18 protein-coding genes are annotated in these 19,844 nt (G+C 70.9%); 10 read left to right on the top strand and 8 right to left on the bottom strand.

Going from position 1 to position 19,844, the window contains the following annotated elements; translation table 11 throughout:
- Positions 1–163: 163 nt before the first annotated feature.
- The 5 genes from ACFWZ5_RS20895 (at position 164) to folE (ending at position 6,170) form a co-directional block, all read left to right on the top strand.
- Positions 164–1,285, top strand: a complete 1,122-nt coding sequence (locus ACFWZ5_RS20895) for a zinc-dependent metalloprotease (RefSeq protein ID WP_384806872.1) — start codon at positions 164–166, stop codon at positions 1,283–1,285.
- Between the two features lie 229 nt (positions 1,286–1,514).
- The gene (tilS, locus tag ACFWZ5_RS20890; protein ID WP_384890926.1) at positions 1,515–2,615 is read left to right on the top strand and encodes a tRNA lysidine(34) synthetase TilS; all 1,101 of its coding nucleotides are present in this window, start codon (positions 1,515–1,517) and stop codon (positions 2,613–2,615) included.
- Positions 2,616–2,678: 63 nt separating this feature from the next.
- The gene (gene hpt, locus ACFWZ5_RS20885) at positions 2,679–3,239 is read left to right on the top strand and encodes a hypoxanthine phosphoribosyltransferase (protein WP_030679974.1); all 561 of its coding nucleotides are present in this window, start codon (positions 2,679–2,681) and stop codon (positions 3,237–3,239) included.
- 184 nt (positions 3,240–3,423) lie between these two features.
- Positions 3,424–5,451, top strand: a complete 2,028-nt coding sequence (gene ftsH, locus ACFWZ5_RS20880; RefSeq protein WP_384795843.1) for an ATP-dependent zinc metalloprotease FtsH — start codon at positions 3,424–3,426, stop codon at positions 5,449–5,451.
- A 113-nt stretch (positions 5,452–5,564) separates the two neighbouring features.
- Positions 5,565–6,170 carry a GTP cyclohydrolase I FolE gene (gene folE / locus ACFWZ5_RS20875; protein ID WP_384795792.1) on the top strand — a complete coding sequence of 202 codons (606 nt, stop codon included), beginning with the start codon at positions 5,565–5,567 and terminating at the stop codon, positions 6,168–6,170.
- Positions 6,171–6,249: 79 nt separating this feature from the next.
- Here the strand turns inward: folE and ACFWZ5_RS20870 are convergent, their stop codons facing one another.
- The 6 genes from ACFWZ5_RS20870 to ACFWZ5_RS20845 all read right to left on the bottom strand — a co-directional run bounded on the left by ACFWZ5_RS20870 (position 6,250) and on the right by ACFWZ5_RS20845 (position 11,255).
- Positions 6,250–6,738, bottom strand: coding sequence for a DUF3180 domain-containing protein (locus ACFWZ5_RS20870; protein ID WP_384795794.1), 489 nt, complete (start codon positions 6,736–6,738; stop codon positions 6,250–6,252).
- 56 nt (positions 6,739–6,794) lie between these two features.
- Positions 6,795–7,391, bottom strand: a complete 597-nt coding sequence (gene folK / locus ACFWZ5_RS20865) for a 2-amino-4-hydroxy-6-hydroxymethyldihydropteridine diphosphokinase (protein WP_384795796.1) — start codon at positions 7,389–7,391, stop codon at positions 6,795–6,797.
- The gene (gene folB / locus ACFWZ5_RS20860) at positions 7,388–7,747 is read right to left on the bottom strand and encodes a dihydroneopterin aldolase (RefSeq protein ID WP_384795798.1); all 360 of its coding nucleotides are present in this window, start codon (positions 7,745–7,747) and stop codon (positions 7,388–7,390) included. Before folB ends, folK begins: the two co-directional genes overlap by 4 nt.
- A gap of 176 nt (positions 7,748–7,923) precedes the next feature.
- The gene (locus ACFWZ5_RS20855; protein ID WP_384795800.1) at positions 7,924–8,535 is read right to left on the bottom strand and encodes a nuclear transport factor 2 family protein; all 612 of its coding nucleotides are present in this window, start codon (positions 8,533–8,535) and stop codon (positions 7,924–7,926) included.
- Positions 8,532–9,401, bottom strand: coding sequence for a dihydropteroate synthase (folP, locus tag ACFWZ5_RS20850; protein WP_384795802.1), 870 nt, complete (start codon positions 9,399–9,401; stop codon positions 8,532–8,534). The genes ACFWZ5_RS20855 and folP overlap by 4 nt, the downstream gene beginning before the upstream one ends.
- A gap of 30 nt (positions 9,402–9,431) precedes the next feature.
- Complete coding sequence (locus ACFWZ5_RS20845) at positions 9,432–11,255, bottom strand: phosphatidylglycerol lysyltransferase domain-containing protein (protein ID WP_384795804.1); 1,824 nt, start codon at positions 11,253–11,255, stop codon at positions 9,432–9,434.
- 295 nt (positions 11,256–11,550) lie between these two features.
- Here ACFWZ5_RS20845 and ACFWZ5_RS20840 point away from each other — a divergent pair, with 295 nt between their 5' ends.
- Positions 11,551–12,681, top strand: coding sequence for an alpha/beta hydrolase (locus ACFWZ5_RS20840; RefSeq protein ID WP_384795806.1), 1,131 nt, complete (start codon positions 11,551–11,553; stop codon positions 12,679–12,681).
- A 122-nt stretch (positions 12,682–12,803) separates the two neighbouring features.
- On the opposite strand, the gene ACFWZ5_RS20835 is transcribed toward ACFWZ5_RS20840, so the two are convergent.
- On the bottom strand, positions 12,804–13,961 hold the full coding sequence (locus tag ACFWZ5_RS20835; protein ID WP_384795808.1) for an ABC transporter ATP-binding protein: 1,158 nt from the start codon (positions 13,959–13,961) through the stop codon (positions 12,804–12,806).
- A 218-nt stretch (positions 13,962–14,179) separates the two neighbouring features.
- Between ACFWZ5_RS20835 and ACFWZ5_RS20830 the strand changes: the two genes are divergently transcribed.
- The 4 genes from ACFWZ5_RS20830 (at position 14,180) to ACFWZ5_RS20815 (ending at position 18,128) form a co-directional block, all read left to right on the top strand.
- Positions 14,180–14,920: an ABC transporter permease gene (locus tag ACFWZ5_RS20830; RefSeq protein ID WP_384795810.1), complete on the top strand. Its 741-nt coding sequence runs from the start codon at positions 14,180–14,182 to the stop codon at positions 14,918–14,920.
- Positions 14,917–15,597, top strand: coding sequence for an ABC transporter permease (locus ACFWZ5_RS20825; protein WP_384795812.1), 681 nt, complete (start codon positions 14,917–14,919; stop codon positions 15,595–15,597). The genes ACFWZ5_RS20830 and ACFWZ5_RS20825 overlap by 4 nt, the downstream gene beginning before the upstream one ends.
- Before the next feature lie 99 nt (positions 15,598–15,696).
- A complete protein-coding gene (locus ACFWZ5_RS20820; RefSeq protein ID WP_384890922.1) occupies positions 15,697–16,659 on the top strand; it encodes an ABC transporter substrate-binding protein in 963 nt (320 codons plus the stop codon).
- Positions 16,660–17,015: 356 nt separating this feature from the next.
- Positions 17,016–18,128 (top strand): hypothetical protein, encoded by a 1,113-nt coding sequence (locus ACFWZ5_RS20815; RefSeq protein WP_384795816.1) that lies wholly within the window; start codon positions 17,016–17,018, stop codon positions 18,126–18,128.
- A 60-nt stretch (positions 18,129–18,188) separates the two neighbouring features.
- Here ACFWZ5_RS20815 and ACFWZ5_RS20810 read toward each other — a convergent pair whose 3' ends face one another.
- Positions 18,189–19,634: a PH domain-containing protein gene (locus ACFWZ5_RS20810; RefSeq protein WP_384795845.1), complete on the bottom strand. Its 1,446-nt coding sequence runs from the start codon at positions 19,632–19,634 to the stop codon at positions 18,189–18,191.
- Positions 19,635–19,844: the final 210 nt, after the last annotated feature.

Raw genomic sequence — 19,844 nt, 5'->3', positions numbered from 1 at the left:
GCGGTGAAGGCCCGCTACCTGGCGGCGACGACCAAGGACATCACGCTCACCACCCACGTGGAGGCGGAAACGGGCGGGCGGGTGGGAAAGGCATGGGCGTGGGGCGGACAACGGCGGCCTCAACCCCGTACGCAGGCGCAGCCGACCACGTACCGTTGACGGCATGACGAGCCTCGGTGGTGCGGAGATGGTCGACTGGAATCTCGCGGTGGCGACCGCGACCCGGCTCGTGCGGCCGGGGCCGGAGGTGAGCCGCGACGAGGCCCGCGCGGTCGTCGCGGAGCTCAGGCGGCATGCCAAGTCCTCGGAGGAGCACGTCCGTTCGTTCACGCGGATGGGCACGGACGAGACGCACGACACCCCGGTCCTCGTCGTGGACCGCGCGGGCTGGGTGCGCGCGAACGTGGCGGGGTTCCGCGAGGTGCTCAAGCCGCTCCTCGAGAAGATGAAGGACCGCCGCGGCAGCGGCCCGGGCGGCGCCGTCCTCGGCGCGGTCGGCGGCAAGGTGACGGGCGTGGAGCTCGGCATGCTGCTGTCCTTCCTGGCGTCCCGCGTGCTCGGCCAGTACGAGACGTTCGCCCCCGCGTCCCGCGACCTGCCCGCGGGCGCGGAGAGCGGCGGCAGGCTCCTCCTCGTAGCGCCGAACATCGTCCACGTGGAGCGCGAACTCGACGTGGACCCGCACGACTTCCGGCTGTGGGTGTGCCTGCACGAGGAGACGCACCGCACCCAGTTCTCGTCGGTGCCGTGGCTGCGCGACCACCTGGAGAGTGAGATCCAGTCGTTCCTGGGGGAGACGGAAGTCGACCCGATGACCGTTCTCGAGCGCATCCGGGAGGCCGCCCAGAGCCTCGCGGGCGGCCGCCCGGAGGCGGAGGAGGACGACGGCGGCCGCTCCTTCGTGGACCTGGTCCAGACGCCGACGCAGCGCGAGATCCTGGCCCGTCTGACGGCCGTCATGTCCCTCCTGGAGGGCCACGCCGACTACGTGATGGACGGCGTGGGACCCGGCGTCGTGCCGTCGGTCAACGAGATCCGCGAGAAGTTCAAGGAGCGCCGCCAGCGCGGCGCGAGCCGCCTCGACCAGGCGCTGCGCAAGCTGCTCGGCCTCGACGCGAAGCTGCGTCAGTACCGTGACGGCGAGCGCTTCGTTCGGGCGGTCGTGGACGAGGTCGGTATGGACGGTTTCAATCGCGTATGGACCTCTCCGAACACACTGCCCACCAAGGCGGAGATCGCCAAACCCGCGGACTGGGTCGCGCGGGTGCACCGTAGGGCAGACTGAGCGAACAGATGCGGCCGACGGCAGGAGAACGCCCCCGCTATCACCCGTCCGAGGGACCGTGAGCCATGGGTAGGCGTGCAATGCTCGGGTAACGGCTCGGTTCTGTCACCATCGACACACTCTCAGTGACCAAACTTGTGGGGCTCAGGTGAACCGGAGCCACGCGAGAGGCCGCTGAGTGACTGACCCGAGGCTCACCCCCCGAACTTCATGAAGGGAACCAACCGGAATGGGTCCCCATCCTGCGGTCGCGGCGATACGCCTGGCGGTCCGCCGCGTACTCCACGACGTACTGACCGACCTGGCCGCCCAGCGCGACCTCGCCCCCTCCCGGACCGCACACCCCCCACAGACCCCCCACAACCCCCAGACCCCCCCGGCCCCGCGCCAGGCACGCCCCGCACACGAGCAGCCCCCGTCGCCGCTCGTGCTCGTCGCGTGCTCGGGCGGCGCCGACTCCATGGCGCTCGCCTCCGCCCTCGCCTTCGAAGCCCCCAAGCTGGGCCTGCGCGCCGGCGCCGTGACCGTCGACCACGGCCTGCAGCCCGGCTCGGACCTGCGCGCCGCCGAGGTCGCCGCACGCATGACCGCACTCGGCCTCGACCCGGTCGAGTCGCTCGCCGTGTCCGTCGGCCGCGACGGCGGCCCCGAGGCGGCCGCCCGCGACGCCAGGTACGCCGCGCTCGACGCGGCCGCCGACCGCCACGGCGCCGTCGCCGTGCTCCTCGGGCACACCCGGGACGACCAGGCCGAGACGGTCCTGCTCGGCCTCGCCCGCGGCTCCGGCATCCGCTCCCTGTCCGGCATGGCCGCCGTCTCCGGCGCGGGCGGCCGCTATCGCCGCCCGTTCCTGCACATCGACCGCCAGACCGCCCGCAAGGCCTGTCTGGTCCAGTCCTTGCCCGTCTGGGACGACCCGCACAACGCGGACCCGGCCTACACCCGCTCGCGCCTGCGCCACGAAGGCCTGCCCGCCCTGGAGAAAGCGCTCGGCAAGGGCGTCGTGGAGGCCCTCGCGCGCACCGCCCAGCTGTCCCGCGACGACGCGGACGCCCTGGACGCCTGGGCCGCCCAGGCGGAGGCGTCCGTGCGCGACGCGTCCGGGCGCCTGGAGTGCGCCAAGCTGTTCGCGCTGCCGCCTGCGGTGCGCCGCCGCATCGTGCGCCGCGCCGCCATCGACGCCGGTTCCCCGGCCGGTGCGCTGTTCGCCCGGCACATCGAGGAAGTCGACCGGCTGATCACCGGCTGGCGCGGCCAGGGGGTCATCAATCTCCCCGGCAAAGTCGTCGCACAGCGGCAGGGTGGCAGACTGGTGATCCGGCAAGGCTGACGCGGTGACCGTTCGGGACTGATTTCCGATGGTTCCCGCGGGCCGGTGGGACGACCGAAAGTGATGCGGGTGGACGCGAAAGACATGGGCACCGACCTCCAGTCGGTGCTCATCACCAAGGAAGAGATCGACGCGAAGCTGGCCGAGCTGGCCGCGAAGATCGACGCGGAGTACGCGGGCAAGGACCTGCTCATCGTCGGAGTCCTCAAGGGCGCCGTGATGGTCATGGCGGACCTGGCGCGCGCCCTGTCCACCCCGGTCACCATGGACTGGATGGCGGTGTCGTCGTACGGCGCGGGCACCCAGTCCTCCGGCGTGGTCCGCATCCTCAAGGACCTGGACACCGACATCAAGGGCAAGCACGTCCTGATCGTCGAGGACATCATCGACTCCGGCCTGACGCTGTCGTGGCTGCTCTCCAACCTCGGCTCGCGCGAGCCCGCGTCCCTCAAGGTGTGCACGCTCCTGCGCAAGCCGGAGGCCGCGAAGGTCGCGATCGACGTCGAATGGGTCGGCTTCGACATTCCGAACGAGTTCGTCGTCGGATACGGCCTGGACTACGCGGAGAAGTACCGCAACCTCCCGTTCGTCGGCACGCTCGCCCCGCACGTGTACGGCGGCTGACACCCGGGGACCACTCGGCGGACGTCCGGGAACCCCCAGCCGTTTCCTGCCGTTGGAGCATGCGTAGGCGGGATTGCCAGCCGTCCCGTGCGGCTTCGGGTGACAATGCTGGGGTACCGTCCGAAGAACAGTCTTTATCAAACTCACTATGGCAGGAGGTACGGAGCGCCACCGCTCCGTGTGGATGGACGTGAAGCGATACTTCCGTGGGCCAGTCATGTGGATCGTGCTGGCCGTCCTTGCCGTGGTCGTGTTGATGCAGGTCGTCGGTTCGTCCGGCGGCTACAAGACGGTGGATACCGGCCAGGTCGTACAGGCCATCGACGACAACAAGGTCGAGTCGGCCAAGCTCACGACCGGTGACGATCACACCATCAAGGTCGAGCTCAAGGACGGCCAGAAGGTCAAGGGCAGCAGCAAGATCCAGGCGAGCTACATCGGCGACCAGGGCGTCGAGATCGCCAAGATGTTGCAAGCCAAGTTCAACGACGAGAAGATCCCCGACGGTTACACCGTCTCCCCGTCGAAGCAGAACCCCTTCGTCGGCATTCTGCTGTCGCTCCTCCCCTTCGTTCTGATCGTCGTCGTCTTCCTGTTCCTGATGAATCAGATGCAGGGCGGCGGCAGCCGGGTCATGAACTTCGGCAAGTCCAAGGCGAAGCTCATCACCAAGGACACGCCGAAGACGACGTTCGCCGACGTGGCGGGCTCCGACGAGGCCGTCGAGGAGCTCCACGAGATCAAGGAGTTCCTCCAGGAGCCGGCGAAGTTCCAGGCCGTCGGCGCCAAGATCCCCAAGGGCGTGCTCCTCTACGGCCCGCCCGGTACGGGCAAGACGCTGCTCGCGCGCGCCGTCGCGGGCGAGGCGGGCGTCCCGTTCTACTCGATCTCCGGCTCCGACTTCGTCGAGATGTTCGTCGGTGTCGGTGCCTCCCGTGTCCGTGACCTCTTCGAGCAGGCCAAGGCGAACGCCCCGGCGATCGTCTTCGTCGACGAGATCGACGCCGTCGGCCGCCACCGCGGCGCCGGCCTCGGCGGCGGCCACGACGAGCGCGAGCAGACGCTGAACCAGCTGCTCGTCGAGATGGACGGCTTCGACGTGAAGGGCGGCGTCATCCTGATCGCCGCCACGAACCGGCCCGACATCCTCGACCCGGCCCTCCTGCGCCCCGGCCGCTTCGACCGGCAGATCGCCGTCGACCGCCCGGACATGCAGGGCCGTCTGGAGATCCTCAAGGTCCACCAGAAGGGCAAGCCGGTCGCCCCGGACGTCGACCTCGCGGCCGTCGCCCGGCGCACCCCCGGCTTCACCGGTGCCGATCTGTCCAACGTCCTGAACGAGGCCGCGCTGCTCACGGCCCGCTCGGACAAGAAGCTGATCGACAACCACATGCTGGACGAGGCCATCGACCGCGTCGTGGCGGGCCCGCAGAAGCGGACCCGGATCATGTCCGACAAGGAGAAGAAGATCACCGCGTACCACGAGGGCGGACACGCCCTGGTCGCGGCGGCCTCCCCGAACTCCGACCCGGTCCACAAGATCACGATCCTGTCGCGCGGCCGCGCCCTGGGCTACACCATGGTCCTGCCGGACGAGGACAAGTACTCCACCACGCGCAACGAAATGCTCGACCAGCTCGCGTACATGCTGGGCGGGCGCGCCGCGGAGGAGCTCGTCTTCCACGACCCGACCACGGGTGCCGCCAACGACATCGAGAAGGCCACGGCCACGGCCCGCGCCATGGTCACGCAGTACGGCATGACCGAGCGTCTCGGCGCGATCAAGTTCGGCGGCGACAACACCGAGCCGTTCCTCGGCCGGGAGATGGCGCACCAGCGCGACTACTCGGAAGAGGTCGCGGCGCTCGTCGACGAAGAGGTCAAGAAGCTCATCGAGACGGCGCACAACGAAGCCTGGGAGATCCTCGTCGAGAACCGTGACGTCCTCGACAACCTGGTGCTTCAGCTCCTCGAGAAGGAGACGCTCGGCAAGGAGGAGATCGCCGAGATCTTCGCCCCGATCGTCAAGCGTCCGGCCCGCCCGGCCTGGACGGGCTCCACGCGGCGCACGCCGTCGACGCGCCCGCCGGTGCTCTCCCCGAAGGAGCTCGCCCTGACGAACGGCGCCAATGGCTCGGGCCCCGCGGTGACCGCGGGCGAGACGGACACCCCGGCGGTCGAGGTGGCCCCGGAGGACCGCCCCGAAAGCTGATTCCGCCCGCCCCACCAGGCCCGGAATGCATGCCGCGCCCCCCAGGTTCTAGCCTGGGGGGCGCGGCTGTTTTCGGCCGTCCGCAGGAACCAGGAACCAGGAACGAGGCACAGATGACCGACCCCGTGACGCTGGACGGCGAGGGCTCGATCGGCGAGTTCGACGAGAAGCGGGCCGAGAACGCCGTACGGGAACTGCTGATCGCGGTCGGCGAGGACCCGGACCGGGAGGGCCTGAAGGAGACCCCGGGCCGCGTGGCACGCGCGTACAAGGAGATATTCGCGGGCCTGTGGCAGAAGCCCGAGGACGTCCTGACGACCACGTTCGACCTGGGGCACGACGAGATGGTCCTGGTGAAGGACATCGAGGTCATGAGCTCCTGCGAGCACCACCTGGTGCCGTTCGTGGGCGTCGCCCACGTCGGCTACATCCCGTCCACGGACGGCAAGATCACCGGTCTGTCGAAGCTCGCCCGCCTCGTCGACGTCTACGCGCGCCGCCCGCAGGTCCAGGAGCGGCTGACCACGCAGATCGCGGACTCCCTGATGGAGATACTGGAGCCGCGCGGGGTCATCGTGGTCGTCGAGTGCGAGCACATGTGTATGACGATGCGGGGGGTCCGCAAGCCCGGGGCCAAGACGATCACCTCTGCGGTGCGGGGGCAGTTGCGGGACCCCGCGACGCGGAACGAGGCGATGAGCCTGATCATGGCTCGGTAATTCAGCCCGTCGAGGGGGTACCCCCTGCTCCTTAAGAGCTTGGGGGAGTTCGAGGACGAGCGCGCAGCGCGATGAACGATCACGCAGCGGGGGCCGCGCCCCCGTGTTCGTCGTCGCCGTTCTCCGGGAGTTTGCAGACACGCTCCAGGAAGAACGCCGCCGCTATCACGCCGATGCCCGCGAGGACCGAGAAGCCCGCGTAGTACGCCTGGTCGCGGCGGGCCGGGATGTCGAGGAACTCCAGCATGAAGGCGCCCACGCCGCCGTACATCCCGCAGACGAGGGCGGCGACGAGGGCGCTGGCCTGGCCGAAGACGACCGCGCGGGCCGCCATCATCGGCTCGACGCCCTTCGCGCCGGGCCGCCGCTCACGCTGGGCGCGCAGCCGGGCCCGCAGCGAGATCGCCGTGGCGAGCAGCACCACGGCGATCACCGCGAGGACGATGGGCGCGGCCAGCGGGACGCGCGGCAGCGTGCCTCTGGAGTCCCAGAGGCGGGAGCCCGCCCAGGACAGCACCCCGGCGACGACGAACAGGCCGGCCAGCGTCCTGACGCGCAGTTCCTTCATTCCGGCGGTCGCCCCTTGTTCCTGTCATGTGTGTCGGGTGGTCATCGGCCCAACGACTACTCGGGCAGCCTGAGTTCCAGGTCGGCGCGCGGAGTGACGCCCTCGCGGGTGACCTCGGCGAGCAGATCGGCGATCGGGCCGCGGCCCGTGAGCCGCGCCTCCGGCTCCACGTCGTGCCACGGGGCGAGGACGAAGGCCCGCTCGTGCGCCCGCGGGTGCGGGAGCGTGAGGGTCGGGTCGTCGGAGACCACGTCCGCGTACGCGACGATGTCGACGTCGATGGTGCGCGGGCCCCAGCGCTCGTCCCGTACGCGGTGGAAGGCCTCCTCGACCGCGTGCGCGCGCTCCAGGAGCGAGGACGGGGGCAGCGTCGTCTTCACGACCACGACCGCGTTGAAGTACGACGGCTGGCTGCCCGGCTCGACGCCCCAGGGCTCCGTCTCGTACACGGGGGAGACCGCCTTGACCCGGAGGCCCGGCGTGTCCTCCAGGGCGTCGATGGCGCCCTGGAGGGTCTCCAGGCGGTTGCCCAGGTTCGAGCCGAGGGAGAGCACGGCCCGGTGCGGGTTGGAGAGCGTGGTGTCGGCGGCGTCCACCTGTTCCACGACGGAGGCGGGCACCGGCTGGACGGTGGGGTCGCTGTGGGCGTTCATACGCGGCTCCGGGTGATGGTGACGGTCACGTCGTCGAACGGGACGGTGATCGGGGCGTCCGGCTTGTGCACCGTGACCTCGACCTCCAGGACGCCTTCGTGCTTGAGGCAGGCCTGGGCGATGCGCTCGGAGAGCGTCTCGATGAGGTTCACCGGCTCGCCCTCGACGACGGCCACGACCTCCTCCGCCACGATGCCGTAGTGCACGGTCTTCGTCAGGTCGTCGTCGGCCGCGGCCGCTCGCGTGTCCAGACCAAGGACCAGGTCCACGATGAAGGTCTGGCCCTCTTCGCGCTCCCGCGGGTAGACACCGTGGTGCCCGCGGGCCTTGAGCCCGCGCAGCGCGACACGATCCACGCCAATCACTCCTGACTGTCGTCGGTACGGCCGGTCCCTGCCGAGTGCGGTCGGCACACCAGCCTCAATCGAATCTACCTGCGAGCACCGACAGTGTTCGCTCGCGGGGGCCACAGGACGGCCCGCCCGCGCGGGTTCCCGGTGCCCCTACCCACTGAAGCGGGGGCCGCCACCACTCATGAGGGTGTCTCGTCGTCCTCTTCGTCACCGGATTCGGCAAGGACGGGTGACGCGTGGTGCGACCACAGTTTCCAGCCGTCGGACGTGCGCCGGAACACGTTCGTGGCGACCACGAGCTGCCCGACGAGCGGGCCGAGCTCATCGCCGTCCTGGGGCGCCGGGCCGCCGCTGAGGATGTTCTCCGTGCAGGTCACGAGGGCCGTGTCGGCCGCGACGCTAACCCGTACGTCGGTGAGGAAGAACTGGATGTACTCCGTGTTCGCCATGATCAGCGCGTACGACCTGAGGACCTCGCCGCGGCCCGTGAGCACCGGCCAGCCCGGGTGGACGCAGGAGATCGCGGGGCCACCGGCGTCGGTGTCGTCGTCATCGGAGCCGTCGGCGTCGTCGGTGCCCGGGGCGTCGTCATCGGGGTCCGCGTCCGGTCCGCCATCGGGGGCGGTACGCGTACGGCCCGGCGTGTCGCCGCCGCTGCCGGTGGCGTCCGCGAGGTCCACCGCGTCCAGCCACAGGTCCGAGAGCGCGTCGAAGTCACCCCGCTCCAGCGCTTCGTAGAAGGCGGTGTTGGCGAGCTCGACCTGTTCGACGTCCGTGTGCGCCCGAGTCACCGGACCTCCGCCGCCTCCGTGATCGCCTGGGCGACGCGCACCGCGTCCGCCGTGGCGCGGACCTCGTGCACGCGGACCGCCCAGGCACCCTGGTGAGCGGCGATCGCGGAGATCGCGGCCGTCGCCGCGTCCCGCTCCCTGGCCGGGGGCGGGGAGCCCTCGGGGCCCGCCAGGACCCGGCCGAGGAAGCGCTTGCGGGACGCCGCGACCAGGAGCGGGCGGCCGAGCGACCGCAGCCGGTCGAGGCGGGCCACCAGGGCCAGGTCGTGCTCGGCGTCCTTGGAGAAGCCGAGACCTGGGTCGACGACGATCCGCTCCGGCGCGATACCGCCCTCGATGGCCGCCTCCACGCGCGCGTGGAGCTCGTCGACCACTTCGGAGACCACGTCCTCGTACACGGGCCTGGCGTGGATGTCCGTCAGGAAGCCGCGCCAGTGCATGACCACGAACGGCGCGTCCGCGGCGGCGACGACCGGCACCATGTCGGGGTCCGCGAGCCCTCCGGAGACGTCGTTCACGAGGACCGCGCCCGCGGCGAGCGCCTGCCGGGCCACCGACGCCCGCATCGTGTCCACGGACACCGTGACGCCCTCGGAGGCCAGGCCCCGCACCACGGGGACGACGCGCCGCAGCTCCTCGTCCTCGTCCACCCGGGACGCGCCGGGCCGCGTGGACTCGCCGCCCACGTCGACCAGGTCGGCGCCCTGGGCGACCAGGTCGACGCCGTGCTTGACGGCGGCCGTGGTGTCGAACCAGCGGCCGCCGTCGGAGAAGGAGTCGGGGGTGACGTTCACGACGCCCATGACCGCACAGCGGTCCCACTGAGGCAGTCCCTCGACCGTTCCCCGCCCACGCAACGTACTCATGCCTTAAGCGTAGGCCCGCGCGCGTGGGCGCTACGCCGTCCGCATCTCGTGCTCGGCGGCCAGGGCCACCTGGGCGCTCTGGTGCGTGCAGGGGCGGGGCTGCGCGCCCCTGCGGCGCAGGAACCGCGGCAGGGCGAGGGTCACGAAGCCCTCGGCCTGCATCGCCGCGAAACCGATGCGGGGCAGGTCGCGGCTGGCGCGGTAGACCACGAAGCGGGGCTCCCAGCGCGGCCGGAACTTCGCGTTGAACTTGTACAGCGACTCGATCTGGAACCAGCGCGAGAGAAAGACGAGCAGGCCCCTCCAGGCGCGCAGGACCGGGCCCGCGCCGAGCTTCTCGCCGCGCGCGAGCGCCGCGCGGAACATCGCGAAGTTCAGCGAGACCTTGGCGATGCCCAGCTTCGGGGCGGCCTGCAGCGCGGCCACGATGAGCAGCTCGTTCATGCCCGGGTCGGCCGAGCGGTCACGGCGCATCAGGTCGAGCGAGACGCCGTCCTTGCCCCACGGCACGAAGTGCAGGACGGCCTTCAAGTCGCCGTACGGACCGGGCTGTTCGTCGGTCTTGTGGGCGGTCGCGATCAGGCAGTCGCCGTCGTCCGGGTCGCCGATGCGGCCGAGCGCCATGGAGAAGCCGCGCTCGGTGTCGGTGCCCCGCCAGTCGTCGGCGGCCCGCTGGATGCGCTCCAGCTCCTGCTCCCCGAGGTCACGGATGCGCCGCACGCGGGTCTCGTACCCATTGCGCTCGATTCGCTTGACCATCTGGCGCACGTTGCGCATCGCGCGCCCGGACAGGGAGAAATCCGCGACATCCACCACCGCCTCGTCCCCCAGCTCCAGGGCGTCGAGGCCGGTCTCACGCGTCCACACCTGGCCGCCGGTCTCGGAGCAGCCCATGACGGCGGGCGTCCACGAGTGCGCCTTGGCCTCGTCCATGAAGCGCTCGATGGCGCCCGGCCAGGCCTCCACGTCACCGATCGGGTCGCCTGAGGCGAGCATCACACCGGACACGACGCGGTACGTGACGGCGGCCTTGCCGCTCGGCGAGAACACGACGCCCTTGTCACGGCGCAGCGCGAAGTGGCCGAGGGAGTCGCGGCCGCCGTGCTTGTCGAGCAGCTCGCGGAGGCGGGTCTCGTCGTCCTCGGTGAGGCGCGCGGCCGGGTGCTCGGGGCGGAAGGCCAGGTAGATGGTGGTGAGGGCGGTCAGCAGGCCGAGGGCGCCCAGCGAGAAGCCGACGGTCCAGGGGGTGCGGCCGGTGTAGTCGACCGGACCCTCGACGCCGAAGAGGCCGTACAGGACGTGCATCAGGCGCTCGCTGATGCTGGGGTCGCCGACGACCTTGTCCGGGTGGACGCTGACGATCACCAGGCCGAGCGCGATGGATCCGGCGCCCAGGACGACGAAGTTGGCGAGCGCCCGCCAGCGGCTGCGCGGGTCGGGCAGCGCGGCGAACTCACTCCGGTGGCGCAGCAGCAGCGCGAGCAGGACGAGCGAGATCACCACACCGATGTACGAGTGGCGGTACGCGAACTGCGCCACCGCGCCCGCGGGGAGCAGCACGACGGCGGCGCGCCAGGCCCGCCGCTTGTTGCGCCGCAGGCCGTGCGCGAGGAGCAGGAGCAGCACACCGGAGCTGAGCGCGAGGGCCGCCGCGAAGGGCCCGAACAGACCGGGCAGGATCTCGGCGAACGTGTGCAGACGGCTGTACCTGAAGCGCGGGAAAACGCCGGCCGCGATGTTCAGCAGGCCGACGAGCGCGCAGGCTCTCGCGACGAGGGCAGGAACGGACTCGGGACGGGGGCCGCGGAGGATACGGCGCAGCCCACCGCCATTACCTGGAACCGCACCCGACATTTCCCCATCTATCCTGACAGACATCGCATCCCGTAGTTCTGCGAGAGAGCTTGAACCCGGAGCCAAAGGCGGCATCCGGCGATATTGCGCCCTCTAGGACGGTCCTTCGGGGAGACGGGTTCACTCCGAAGCGGAAAACCGGCTCAAAGCTGGCGGAAAAGACGCGGCAAGGGCGTGGCAAGAGCATGGAAAGCCCTGCCTGCCCGGGCCCACGGCTTCGGCCCCCCGGGCCCCGGAACGCGTCCTTCCGACCCCCCGGAAGCGAACAGGCAGAAAGCGCAGGCAGGATCATCCCATGGGTCTCACGAGCAACAAAGTGCTGGCACTTGCGGTCGCGCTGGCCGTGCTGCTGTTCATCGGCACGGTCTGGCTGTGGCCGCGGCTTGCACGACGCAGCTGGCAGGCGGTCACGGGCCGCGTCGGGCTGCTCCTCGCCACGCAAGTAGCGGTCTTCGCGTCGATCGGTCTCTACACCAACCAGGCGTTCGGCTTCTACGCCAGCTGGGCCGACCTCCTCGGTCAGGAGACCGCGCAGGGCGTGGTCGTCGACCACGACGCGGCGGGCGCGAAGGGGCCGGTGAAGGTCCTCGACACGCAGTCCGTCGACGTGCCCGGTGGCGAGCGGCCGCAGATCGGCGGCCAGATCCAGAAGATCGACATCCAGGGCAGGAACTCCAGGATCGCGAGCCCCGCCTACGTGTACCTGCCCCCGGAGTACTTCCAGCCGCAGTACCGCCACCGCACCTTCCCGGCCGCCGCCGTGCTCACCGGCTACCCCGGCACCGCCGAGGCGCTGATCAAGGGCCTGCACTACCCGCAGACCGCGCACAAGCAGGCCAAGCAGGGCAAGATGCAGCCGATGATCCTGGTCATGCTGCGGCCGACCGTGGCGCCGCCGCGCGACACGGAGTGCGTGGACATCCCCGGCGGCCCGCAGTCGGAGACGTTCTTCGCCAAGGACCTGCCCGACGCGATCAGCGAGCACTACAGGGCGGGCAAGAAGCCCGACTCCTGGGGCATCATCGGCGACTCCACGGGCGGCTACTGCGCCCTGAAGCTCGCCATGCACCACCCCGGTGTGTACGGGGCGGGCGCGGGCCTCTCGGCCTACTACAAGGCCGCTCAGGACGTCACTACGGGGAACCTGTTCCACGGGAACAAGGACCTGGAGAACCGCGCCAACCTGATGTGGTACCTGGACCACATGCCCCCGCCGAAGACGTCGCTCCTCGTCACCACCAGCAAGAAGGGCGAGGGCAACTACAAGGACACGCAGAAGTTCATCGACAAGGTGAAAAAGCCCACGCGAGTGTCGTCGATCACTCTGGAGAGCGGAGGTCACAATTTCAACACGTGGCGACGCGAGATTCCCGCGTCGCTGGTGTGGATGAGCGAGCGGCTGACCGGGGGGTCGGACGTGCGGTGAGGGGCGCCGCATGATCGATAACGAACGACTAACGAATAACTAACAAATGACGGCTGACAGATGGTGAAATCTGTCAGCCGTCATTTGTTTGGAGATCATCTAAATCAGTGACCGGGGGAACGTCACATCCCCGCCACCGAAGCCACCGTCTCCAGCTCCACGTCCCCGCGCGCGATGTCCCGCGCGTCGGCCGCCGTCGACCGCCGCAGGGCCTCGTGCAGCCGCGCCGGCGTCAGGACCCCGAGGAAGCGGCCCGCGCTCTTCTCGTCGATCACCGCGATCCAGCCCGCGTCGTGCTGCAGCATCGTCGAGAACGCCTGCTTCAGGCTCGCGCCGACCGGCAGCCACGCCTCCATGCGGCGGGCGTGCTCCCGGACCGTCCCCTTGCCCACGCGCGCGTGCTCGGCGGAGATCCAGCCGTGCAGGTTGTTGTCGCCGTCCAGGACGACGGCCCAGCGGGCGTCGAGATCGACCGGCAGCGGGTCGTCGAGGTGCACGACGGGCGGCTGCTCCAGGTCGCCCTCCTCGATCGGGGTCACCGAGAGGCGCTTGAGGCCGCGGTCCGCGCCGACGAAGTCCGCGACGTACTCCGTGGCGGGCGCGCCGAGGACGGTCGACGGAGTGTCGAACTGCTCGATGCGGCCGTGGCCGTAGACGGCGATGCGGTCGCCGAGCCGGACCGCCTCCTCGATGTCGTGCGTGACGAACAACACGGTCTTGCGGACGGCCTGCTGGAGGCGGAGGAACTCGTTCTGCAGGTGCTCGCGCACGACGGGGTCGACCGCGCCGAACGGCTCGTCCATGAGGAGCACGGGCGGGTCGGCCGCCAACGCCCGCGCCACGCCGACGCGTTGGCGCTGACCGCCGGAGAGCTGCTCCGGGTAGCGGCTGCCGTAGACGGCCGGGTCGAGGCCGACGAGGTCGAGGAGCTCGGCGGCGCGCTCGCGGGCCTTGGCGCGCTTGACGCCGAGGAGGTGCGGGACGGTCGCCGTGTTGTCCAGGACCGTCTTGTGCGGGAACAGGCCGACCTGCTGGATGACATAGCCGATGCGGCGGCGCAGCTGGACGGGGTCGATGCCGGATATGTCGTCGCCGTCGAGGAATATCCGTCCCTCGGTCGGCTCGATGAGCCGGTTCACCATTTTCATCGTCGTGGTCTTGCCGCAGCCCGACGGGCCGACGAGTGTGACCAGTTCACCCTCGCCCACCTCGAAGGACAGGTCGTCGACGGCCGTCGTGCCGTCCGCGTAGCGCTTGGTCACGTGCTCGAACCGGATCATGATTCCCCATTGTGGCGCGTGTTCTGTGAAGGCCGTATTGCGCCCGTCGTACGAGTCTCGGCGATTGTCAGTGCTCGGCGTTAGGGTCACCAGACAGATGGACGTGTGCGTTTCGGCACGCGTCGCGGTCGGGTGCGGTCGACGGGGGATGCCGCGCATGTGGGCTGAAGCACATGTCCGGCCGGTGTGGTTTCGGGGAATCGGGGGAGGCGGGGCGGGTGAGCAAGCGGAACTGTCTCGTGACGAACGACTGGATCTGTGGCGAGTACGTCCGCTCGCGCAGCCAGGAATTGATCGACGCGACGGTGGAGCACGTGGGAATCACGGTCGCCGCCGTCGCGATAGGCGTGGCGGTCTCGCTGCCGCTCGCGCTCCTCGCCCGGCGGTGGCGGTTCCTCGCGGCGCCGATCCTCGGCGTGACGACGGTCCTCTACTCGATTCCGTCGCTCGCGATGTTCTCGCTGCTGCTCCCGTTCTTCGGCCTCTCCGCCTCGCTCGTCGTCACGGGCCTGGTGCTGTACTCGCTGACGATCCTCGTGCGGAACATCCTCGCGGGCCTGCAGGCCGTCCCCGAAGAGGCCCGTGAGGCCGCCAAAGGCATGGGGTACGGCCCGCTGCGGATGCTCTGGGAGGTCGAACTTCCGCTGGCGCTGCCCGCGCTCCTCGCCGGGGTGCGGATCACGACGGTCTCGACGGTCGCGCTCACGACCGTCGGCGCCATCGTGGACTACGGCGGCCTCGGCACGCTGATCCTCGACGGCCTCGACACCCAGTTCAAGGCGCAGGTCCTCACCGCGTCGGTGCTGTGCGTGGCGCTCGCGATCGTTGCGGACCTGCTCCTTCTCGCCCTCCAGAGATGGCTGACGCCGTGGACCCGGGCGCCCCGCACCCGCATGAGCCGCTTCGCGCGCACGACGGAAGCGGCCCCTGACACGGCCAAGGTGGCTGAGCCCGTATGAACGCGATATCCGGCGCCTACGACTGGCTGACCACGTCCGCCAACTGGCAGGGCGAGAAGGGGGTGTGGCACCGCCTCGCCGAGCACCTGTACTTCAGCGGTGTGTGCCTCGCCGTGGCGTGTCTGATCGCGCTGCCGATCGCGCTGTTCCTCGGCCACATCGGCAAGGGCGGCGCGCTCGCGGTGAACATCTCGAACGTGGGCCGCGCGGTGCCGACCCTCGCCGTCCTGATCCTGCTGACCCTCACGCCGCTCGGTGAGCACGGGGACGTGCCGACGCTGATCGCGCTGGTCCTCTTCGCCGTGCCGCCGCTGCTGACCAACGCGTACATCGGCATGCGCGAGGTGGACCGGTCGGTGGTGGAGGCCGCGCGGGGCATGGGCATGAGCGGACGTCAGGTGTTCGCGCGGGTCGAGCTGCCGCTGGCGTACCCGCTGGTGATGACGGGGGTCCGGTCGGCGGCCGTGCAGGTGGTCGCGACGGCGACGCTCGCCGCGATGGCGGGCGAGGGCGGCCTCGGGCGGATCATCACGGCCGGGTTCAACCTGCAGAACACCCCGCAGGTGGTGGCGGGCGCGTTCCTGGTGGCGCTGCTCGCGCTGGTCGTGGAGGGGGCGCTCGTCGTGGTGGGGCGGGTCTTCGATCCGATGCGGGGGCGGTCGCGTGTGAGCGGCTGAGCAGCTGAGCTGCTGAGCGACGAAAGCGGCTTCCGGTTCTTCCGTTCCCCGGCCCTGGTGCCGGTGGGACCTTGAAACTCTCGAATGGTGGTTCACCGAATGAACAGCAGGACGCGTCGCGCGCGACGGATGGCAGGGGCGGCCTCGGCCGCCGTGGCGCTGGCCGCGGGGCTCACCGCGTGCGGCGGGGACAGCCTGGAGGACGACAAGGGCTCGGACGGCGGCAAGGGCAGCGTCGTGGTCGGCTCGGCGCGGTTCACCGAGCAGAAGGTCCTGGCCGAGCTGTACGCGGGCGTGCTGCGGGACGCCGGGTACGACGCGTCGGTCAAGACCGTGCAGAACCGCGAGGTCTACGAGCCGGAGCTGAAGAAGGGCAGCATCGACGTCGCGCCCGAATACGCCGCCACGCTCGCGGAATTCCTCAACCGGAAGAAGAACGGCCCGGACGCGAAGCCGGTCGCTTCGAGTGACCTCGACGCCACGTACGCGGCCCTCACGAAGCTCGCCGGGCCGCGCGGTCTGAAGGCGCTGCCCGCGGGCGGGGCGGTCGACCAGAACGCGTTCGCGGTGACGAAGGATTACGCGAAGCAGCACAAGCTCAAGACGCTTTCCGATCTTGGTAAGTCCGGCGAGAAGGTGCGGATCGCCGCGGGCGACGAATGCGAGGCGCGGCCCTTCTGCGCGCCGGGCCTGAAGTCGAAGTACGGCATCGACGTCGCCGGAATCGACCCCAAGGGCGTCGGCACCACGCAGTCCAAGCAGGCCGTGAAGAACGGCCAGGACCAGCTCCTCCTGACGACCACCACGGACGCGACGCTGAAGAACTTCGGCCTCGTGATCCTGGAGGACGACAAGAAGCTCCAGAACGCGGACAACATCCTCCCCGTGGTGAACGAGAAGTCGGCCGGCGACAAGGAGATAGCCGCGGCGCTCGGCAAGCTCACCAAGACGCTGACGACGGACGATCTCATCGAGCTGAACCGCAAGGTCGACGAGGAGCGCGAGAAGGAAGCGGATGTCGCGAAGGACTATCTGGAGTCGAAGGGCCTGATCAAGAAGTAGCCGCAAGGCAGGCCGCCGAGTCCGGCCGGGGAAGCGCCGCGCAAGCGCCCTGACCTCGGCTGGAATCGGCAGTTCCGGAAACCCGGCGCGGAGGAAAGCGGAAGTCGTGCGCGCCGGGTTGCGGAATCGGTCCGGAGGGGATGGAGTGGCCGGACGGGGAGAGAAGTCGTTCAGGTACGTGGGGAGTTACGGTGGGGGCACCGGGATTTTGGCGGGCGGGGCACCAGACTTCGCCTACGCGCGGTAAGTTTCTGGCCATGCCACGTGGACGTCACCGCCATTCCCCCCCACTGCACAGGCTGCTTCCTCCGTCGGCGGTCGCAGGCTTCTCCCTTGTCTGCGCCGGCGGCGCCTGGATGTTCGCGGAACCCGTCGTGCTCCGCGGGCTCGCCGCCGCCGCGGCCGCGAGCGCCGTCGTGGGCTCGGTCGTCATGCGCGGCTGGGACCGGGCGGCGGGCAAGCGCGTGGCCGAGCTCAGCCGGGCCCGCGCGAGCGACGAGTGGCGTTACGAGGAGCGGATAGCCGAGTGCGAATCCGACCTCGAAGAGGCGCGTGAACTGCGTTCCAAGCTGGAGAACAAGCTGCGCGCCAAGCGGGCCGAGCTGGCCGCGCTGCGCAACGAGCACGCGGCGCTGCTCCGCCGGTACGCGACCGCGGAGACCGAGCGGGCCAGCGCCCTCGAAGGGCGGCGGCTGCTCGCCATCGAGACGACCGAGCCGACGCGCGCGCTGCCGCCCGGTGAGTCGTCCTCGGCCGCCGAAGTCGCGGGTGCGGGCACGGGCACGGGCACGGACCTCGCGCCGTCGCTGTTCGAGCAGGCGCTGGCGGCGCTGGACCGCTTCGAGCGGGGCGTTGCCGACGTGGACGTCGTCGACGCGGAGGACGCCGTCGGGGACGGCGCGGGCGGGGCCGACGCCGAGGGGCGCGTCGAGGCCGAGGCCGACGCGGATGCCGCTGACGCCGCTGACGCCGCTGACGTGGCGGATGTGGCGGTCGGCGTCACGGACCAGGCCGACGTGGACGGCGTGGACGGCGTGGACGACGTCGCCCCGGATGCCGACGTACGGAACGCCGACGTACGGGATGCGGTCGACGACGAGCCCCAGGGTGAGCCCGAGGCGGCCGACGGGCACGAGCGGGCGCTCGCCGGGCACTTCACGGTTCCGGCCGCGGCGGCGGTCGTGCCGCCCGCGCAGGTGCGGCGGCCCGCCACGGAGGGGGGCTTCGACTTCTTCGGTACGAAGAGCGCGGCCCCGGCGGCCCTGGACGCCGTGCAGAACGAGGACCTCGCCGACGTGGTGGGCGAGGAGGCCCTCGCCGTGCACAAGGCGGAGGCCGAGGCGGAGTTCAAGCCGTCGGACGCCGCGACCGACGCGGAGCGCGGGGTCGGCCAGGTCATCGACCTCACGGCGCACGACGAGACGGAGCAGATCGACGTAGAGGGTCTGCGGACGGCTCTCCAGGCGTAGCTTTCGCGGGTTCTCCGGGGTTCTCCGGGGCCCGGCGGGGCCCGGCGGGGCCCGGCCCCGTCAGGCCATCCACCGGTCCGGTCGCGCCTCCAAGCGCCCCGTACGGGAACGTTCCGCCTGGCCCTCCAGGAGGGCGCTCGCCTCGTCGGCGGGGCGGAGCCGCGCGGTCACCGTCTCGTTGGCCCCGGTGTCGACCTTCACGTCGGCCACGCCCTTGAACCGCTCCCAGGGCCCCTGCACGAGCCGCACGCTCTGCACCTTCGCGTGCGGCACCAGGGAGAGGCGCCGCCGGAACAGGCCGTGCCGCGCGGCGAACACCGCGTCCGTGACGGCGAGGCCGTACCCCTTCCACCACAGCGGCACGCACCACGCCGCCCGCGCGGGCGGCCGGGAGAGCTCGCTCTCCGCGGGCACCCGCACCCCGGGCAGGATCTGCGCGATCACGGACTCGGCGAGCGCGCGCGGCGCGACCGGCACCAGAACGCTGTTGGACGACCCGGCCACGTCCAGCTCGACCCGCACCCAGCCGAGGCGCCGCCACAGCAGCGGCTCGACGAGACTCACGGTCTGCACCCGGCCCGGCGGCACCGTCTCGTGCGCCTTGTCGAGCAGCCCGTGGTCGATGCGCAGGCCGTCCGGGGACTCGCCCACTCTCCAGTCGTACTCCCCGATGAACCGGCCCACGCTGCTCGCGAAGGCGCCGCCGAGCATGGGCAGCGCGGTCGCGATGACGGTCCACGGGTTGTGCGTGGCGAACCACAGGACGGTCGGTACGACGAGCGCGGCCACCAGGAGCAGCCAGGGCGCGCCGGTGAGCAGCAGGGATATCGCGAGCATGCGGGGCGGTACGTGAAGGAGGTTCCGCACGGGGGCCTCGCCGACCTCGTGGGCGGTCTCGGGGGCGAAACCGGCGGCCCGCGCGAGGAGTTCGGCGCGCAGGGCGGCGGCCTCGCGCTCTCCGAGGTAGGCCAGTTCGTCCTTCTTGTCCGCGCCGACGACGTCCAGCTTGAGCTTGGTGACGCCGACGACGCGGGCGGCGAGGGGCTGGGTCATGTCGACGGCCTGGAGCCGGTCGAGGCGGATGTGCGCGGTGCGCCGGAACACCAGGCCCGTGCGGATGCGCAGTTCGGTGTCGGTCACTGCGAAGTGCGTGAACCACCAGCTCAGGAAGCCGTACAGGGCACCGCCGACGACGACGGCCGTGGCGCCGAGGGTGAGCGTGGTCGCGGTGAGGGCGGAGAGGCGCTGCTGCGTGCCGTTCGGATCGTGGAAGGCCCAGCCGACGAGCACGGCGATGGGCGCCCAGGCGCGTCGCAGGGGGGTGACGGGGTGCAGCCGCCGCTCGCGCGGGCCGACGGAGCCCTGCGGGCCGCCGACCTCCGCGGCGCGCCGGCCCTCCTCCCGCCCCTCGCCCCCTGCCGCACCACCGCTCTCCGGCCCACCACCGCCCTCCGGCCCACCACCGCCCTCCGGCCCGCCGCCCTCCTGCCTGGCGGCGGCCTTCAGCCCGGCCGCGGCCGTCTGCGTGTCACCGGCGTCCCGCTCGGCACCGGGCTCCCGCCCGAATCCGGCCTGCCGCCTGGCGCTGGGCTCCGGCTCGCTGCGGTGTCCTTCCGGCCCGTTCACCGCCCCCGACCTGTTCTCGGTCTTCGGCCCGAATGCGGCCTGCCGCCTGGCGCTGGGCTCCGGCTCGCTGCGGTGTCCTTCCGGCCCGTT

This window comes from Streptomyces sp. NPDC059003, assembly GCF_042740445.1.
In the GTDB taxonomy this organism is placed as follows: domain Bacteria; phylum Actinomycetota; class Actinomycetes; order Streptomycetales; family Streptomycetaceae; genus Streptomyces.
This window is presented reverse-complemented; position numbering and strand designations above follow the sequence as displayed.

Bases quoted from the DNA above. Each gene is read 5' to 3' on its own strand.
- ACFWZ5_RS20845 (WP_384795804.1), bottom strand. From the start codon at position 11,255: ATGTCGGGTGCGGTTCCAGGTAATGGCGGTGGGCTGCGCCGTATCCTC.
- tilS (WP_384890926.1), top strand. From the start codon at position 1,515: ATGGGTCCCCATCCTGCGGTCGCGGCGATACGCCTGGCGGTCCGCCGC.
- ACFWZ5_RS20835 (WP_384795808.1), bottom strand. From the start codon at position 13,961: ATGATCCGGTTCGAGCACGTGACCAAGCGCTACGCGGACGGCACGACG.
- ACFWZ5_RS20815 (WP_384795816.1), top strand. From the start codon at position 17,016: ATGTTCGCGGAACCCGTCGTGCTCCGCGGGCTCGCCGCCGCCGCGGCC.
- hpt (WP_030679974.1), top strand. From the start codon at position 2,679: ATGCGGGTGGACGCGAAAGACATGGGCACCGACCTCCAGTCGGTGCTC.
- ACFWZ5_RS20870 (WP_384795794.1), bottom strand. From the start codon at position 6,738: ATGAAGGAACTGCGCGTCAGGACGCTGGCCGGCCTGTTCGTCGTCGCC.
- ftsH (WP_384795843.1), top strand. From the start codon at position 3,424: ATGGACGTGAAGCGATACTTCCGTGGGCCAGTCATGTGGATCGTGCTG.
- ACFWZ5_RS20820 (WP_384890922.1), top strand. From the start codon at position 15,697: ATGAACAGCAGGACGCGTCGCGCGCGACGGATGGCAGGGGCGGCCTCG.
- ACFWZ5_RS20895 (WP_384806872.1), top strand. From the start codon at position 164: ATGACGAGCCTCGGTGGTGCGGAGATGGTCGACTGGAATCTCGCGGTG.
- folE (WP_384795792.1), top strand. From the start codon at position 5,565: ATGACCGACCCCGTGACGCTGGACGGCGAGGGCTCGATCGGCGAGTTC.
- ACFWZ5_RS20840 (WP_384795806.1), top strand. From the start codon at position 11,551: ATGGGTCTCACGAGCAACAAAGTGCTGGCACTTGCGGTCGCGCTGGCC.
- folP (WP_384795802.1), bottom strand. From the start codon at position 9,401: ATGAGTACGTTGCGTGGGCGGGGAACGGTCGAGGGACTGCCTCAGTGG.
- ACFWZ5_RS20825 (WP_384795812.1), top strand. From the start codon at position 14,917: ATGAACGCGATATCCGGCGCCTACGACTGGCTGACCACGTCCGCCAAC.
- folK (WP_384795796.1), bottom strand. From the start codon at position 7,391: ATGAACGCCCACAGCGACCCCACCGTCCAGCCGGTGCCCGCCTCCGTC.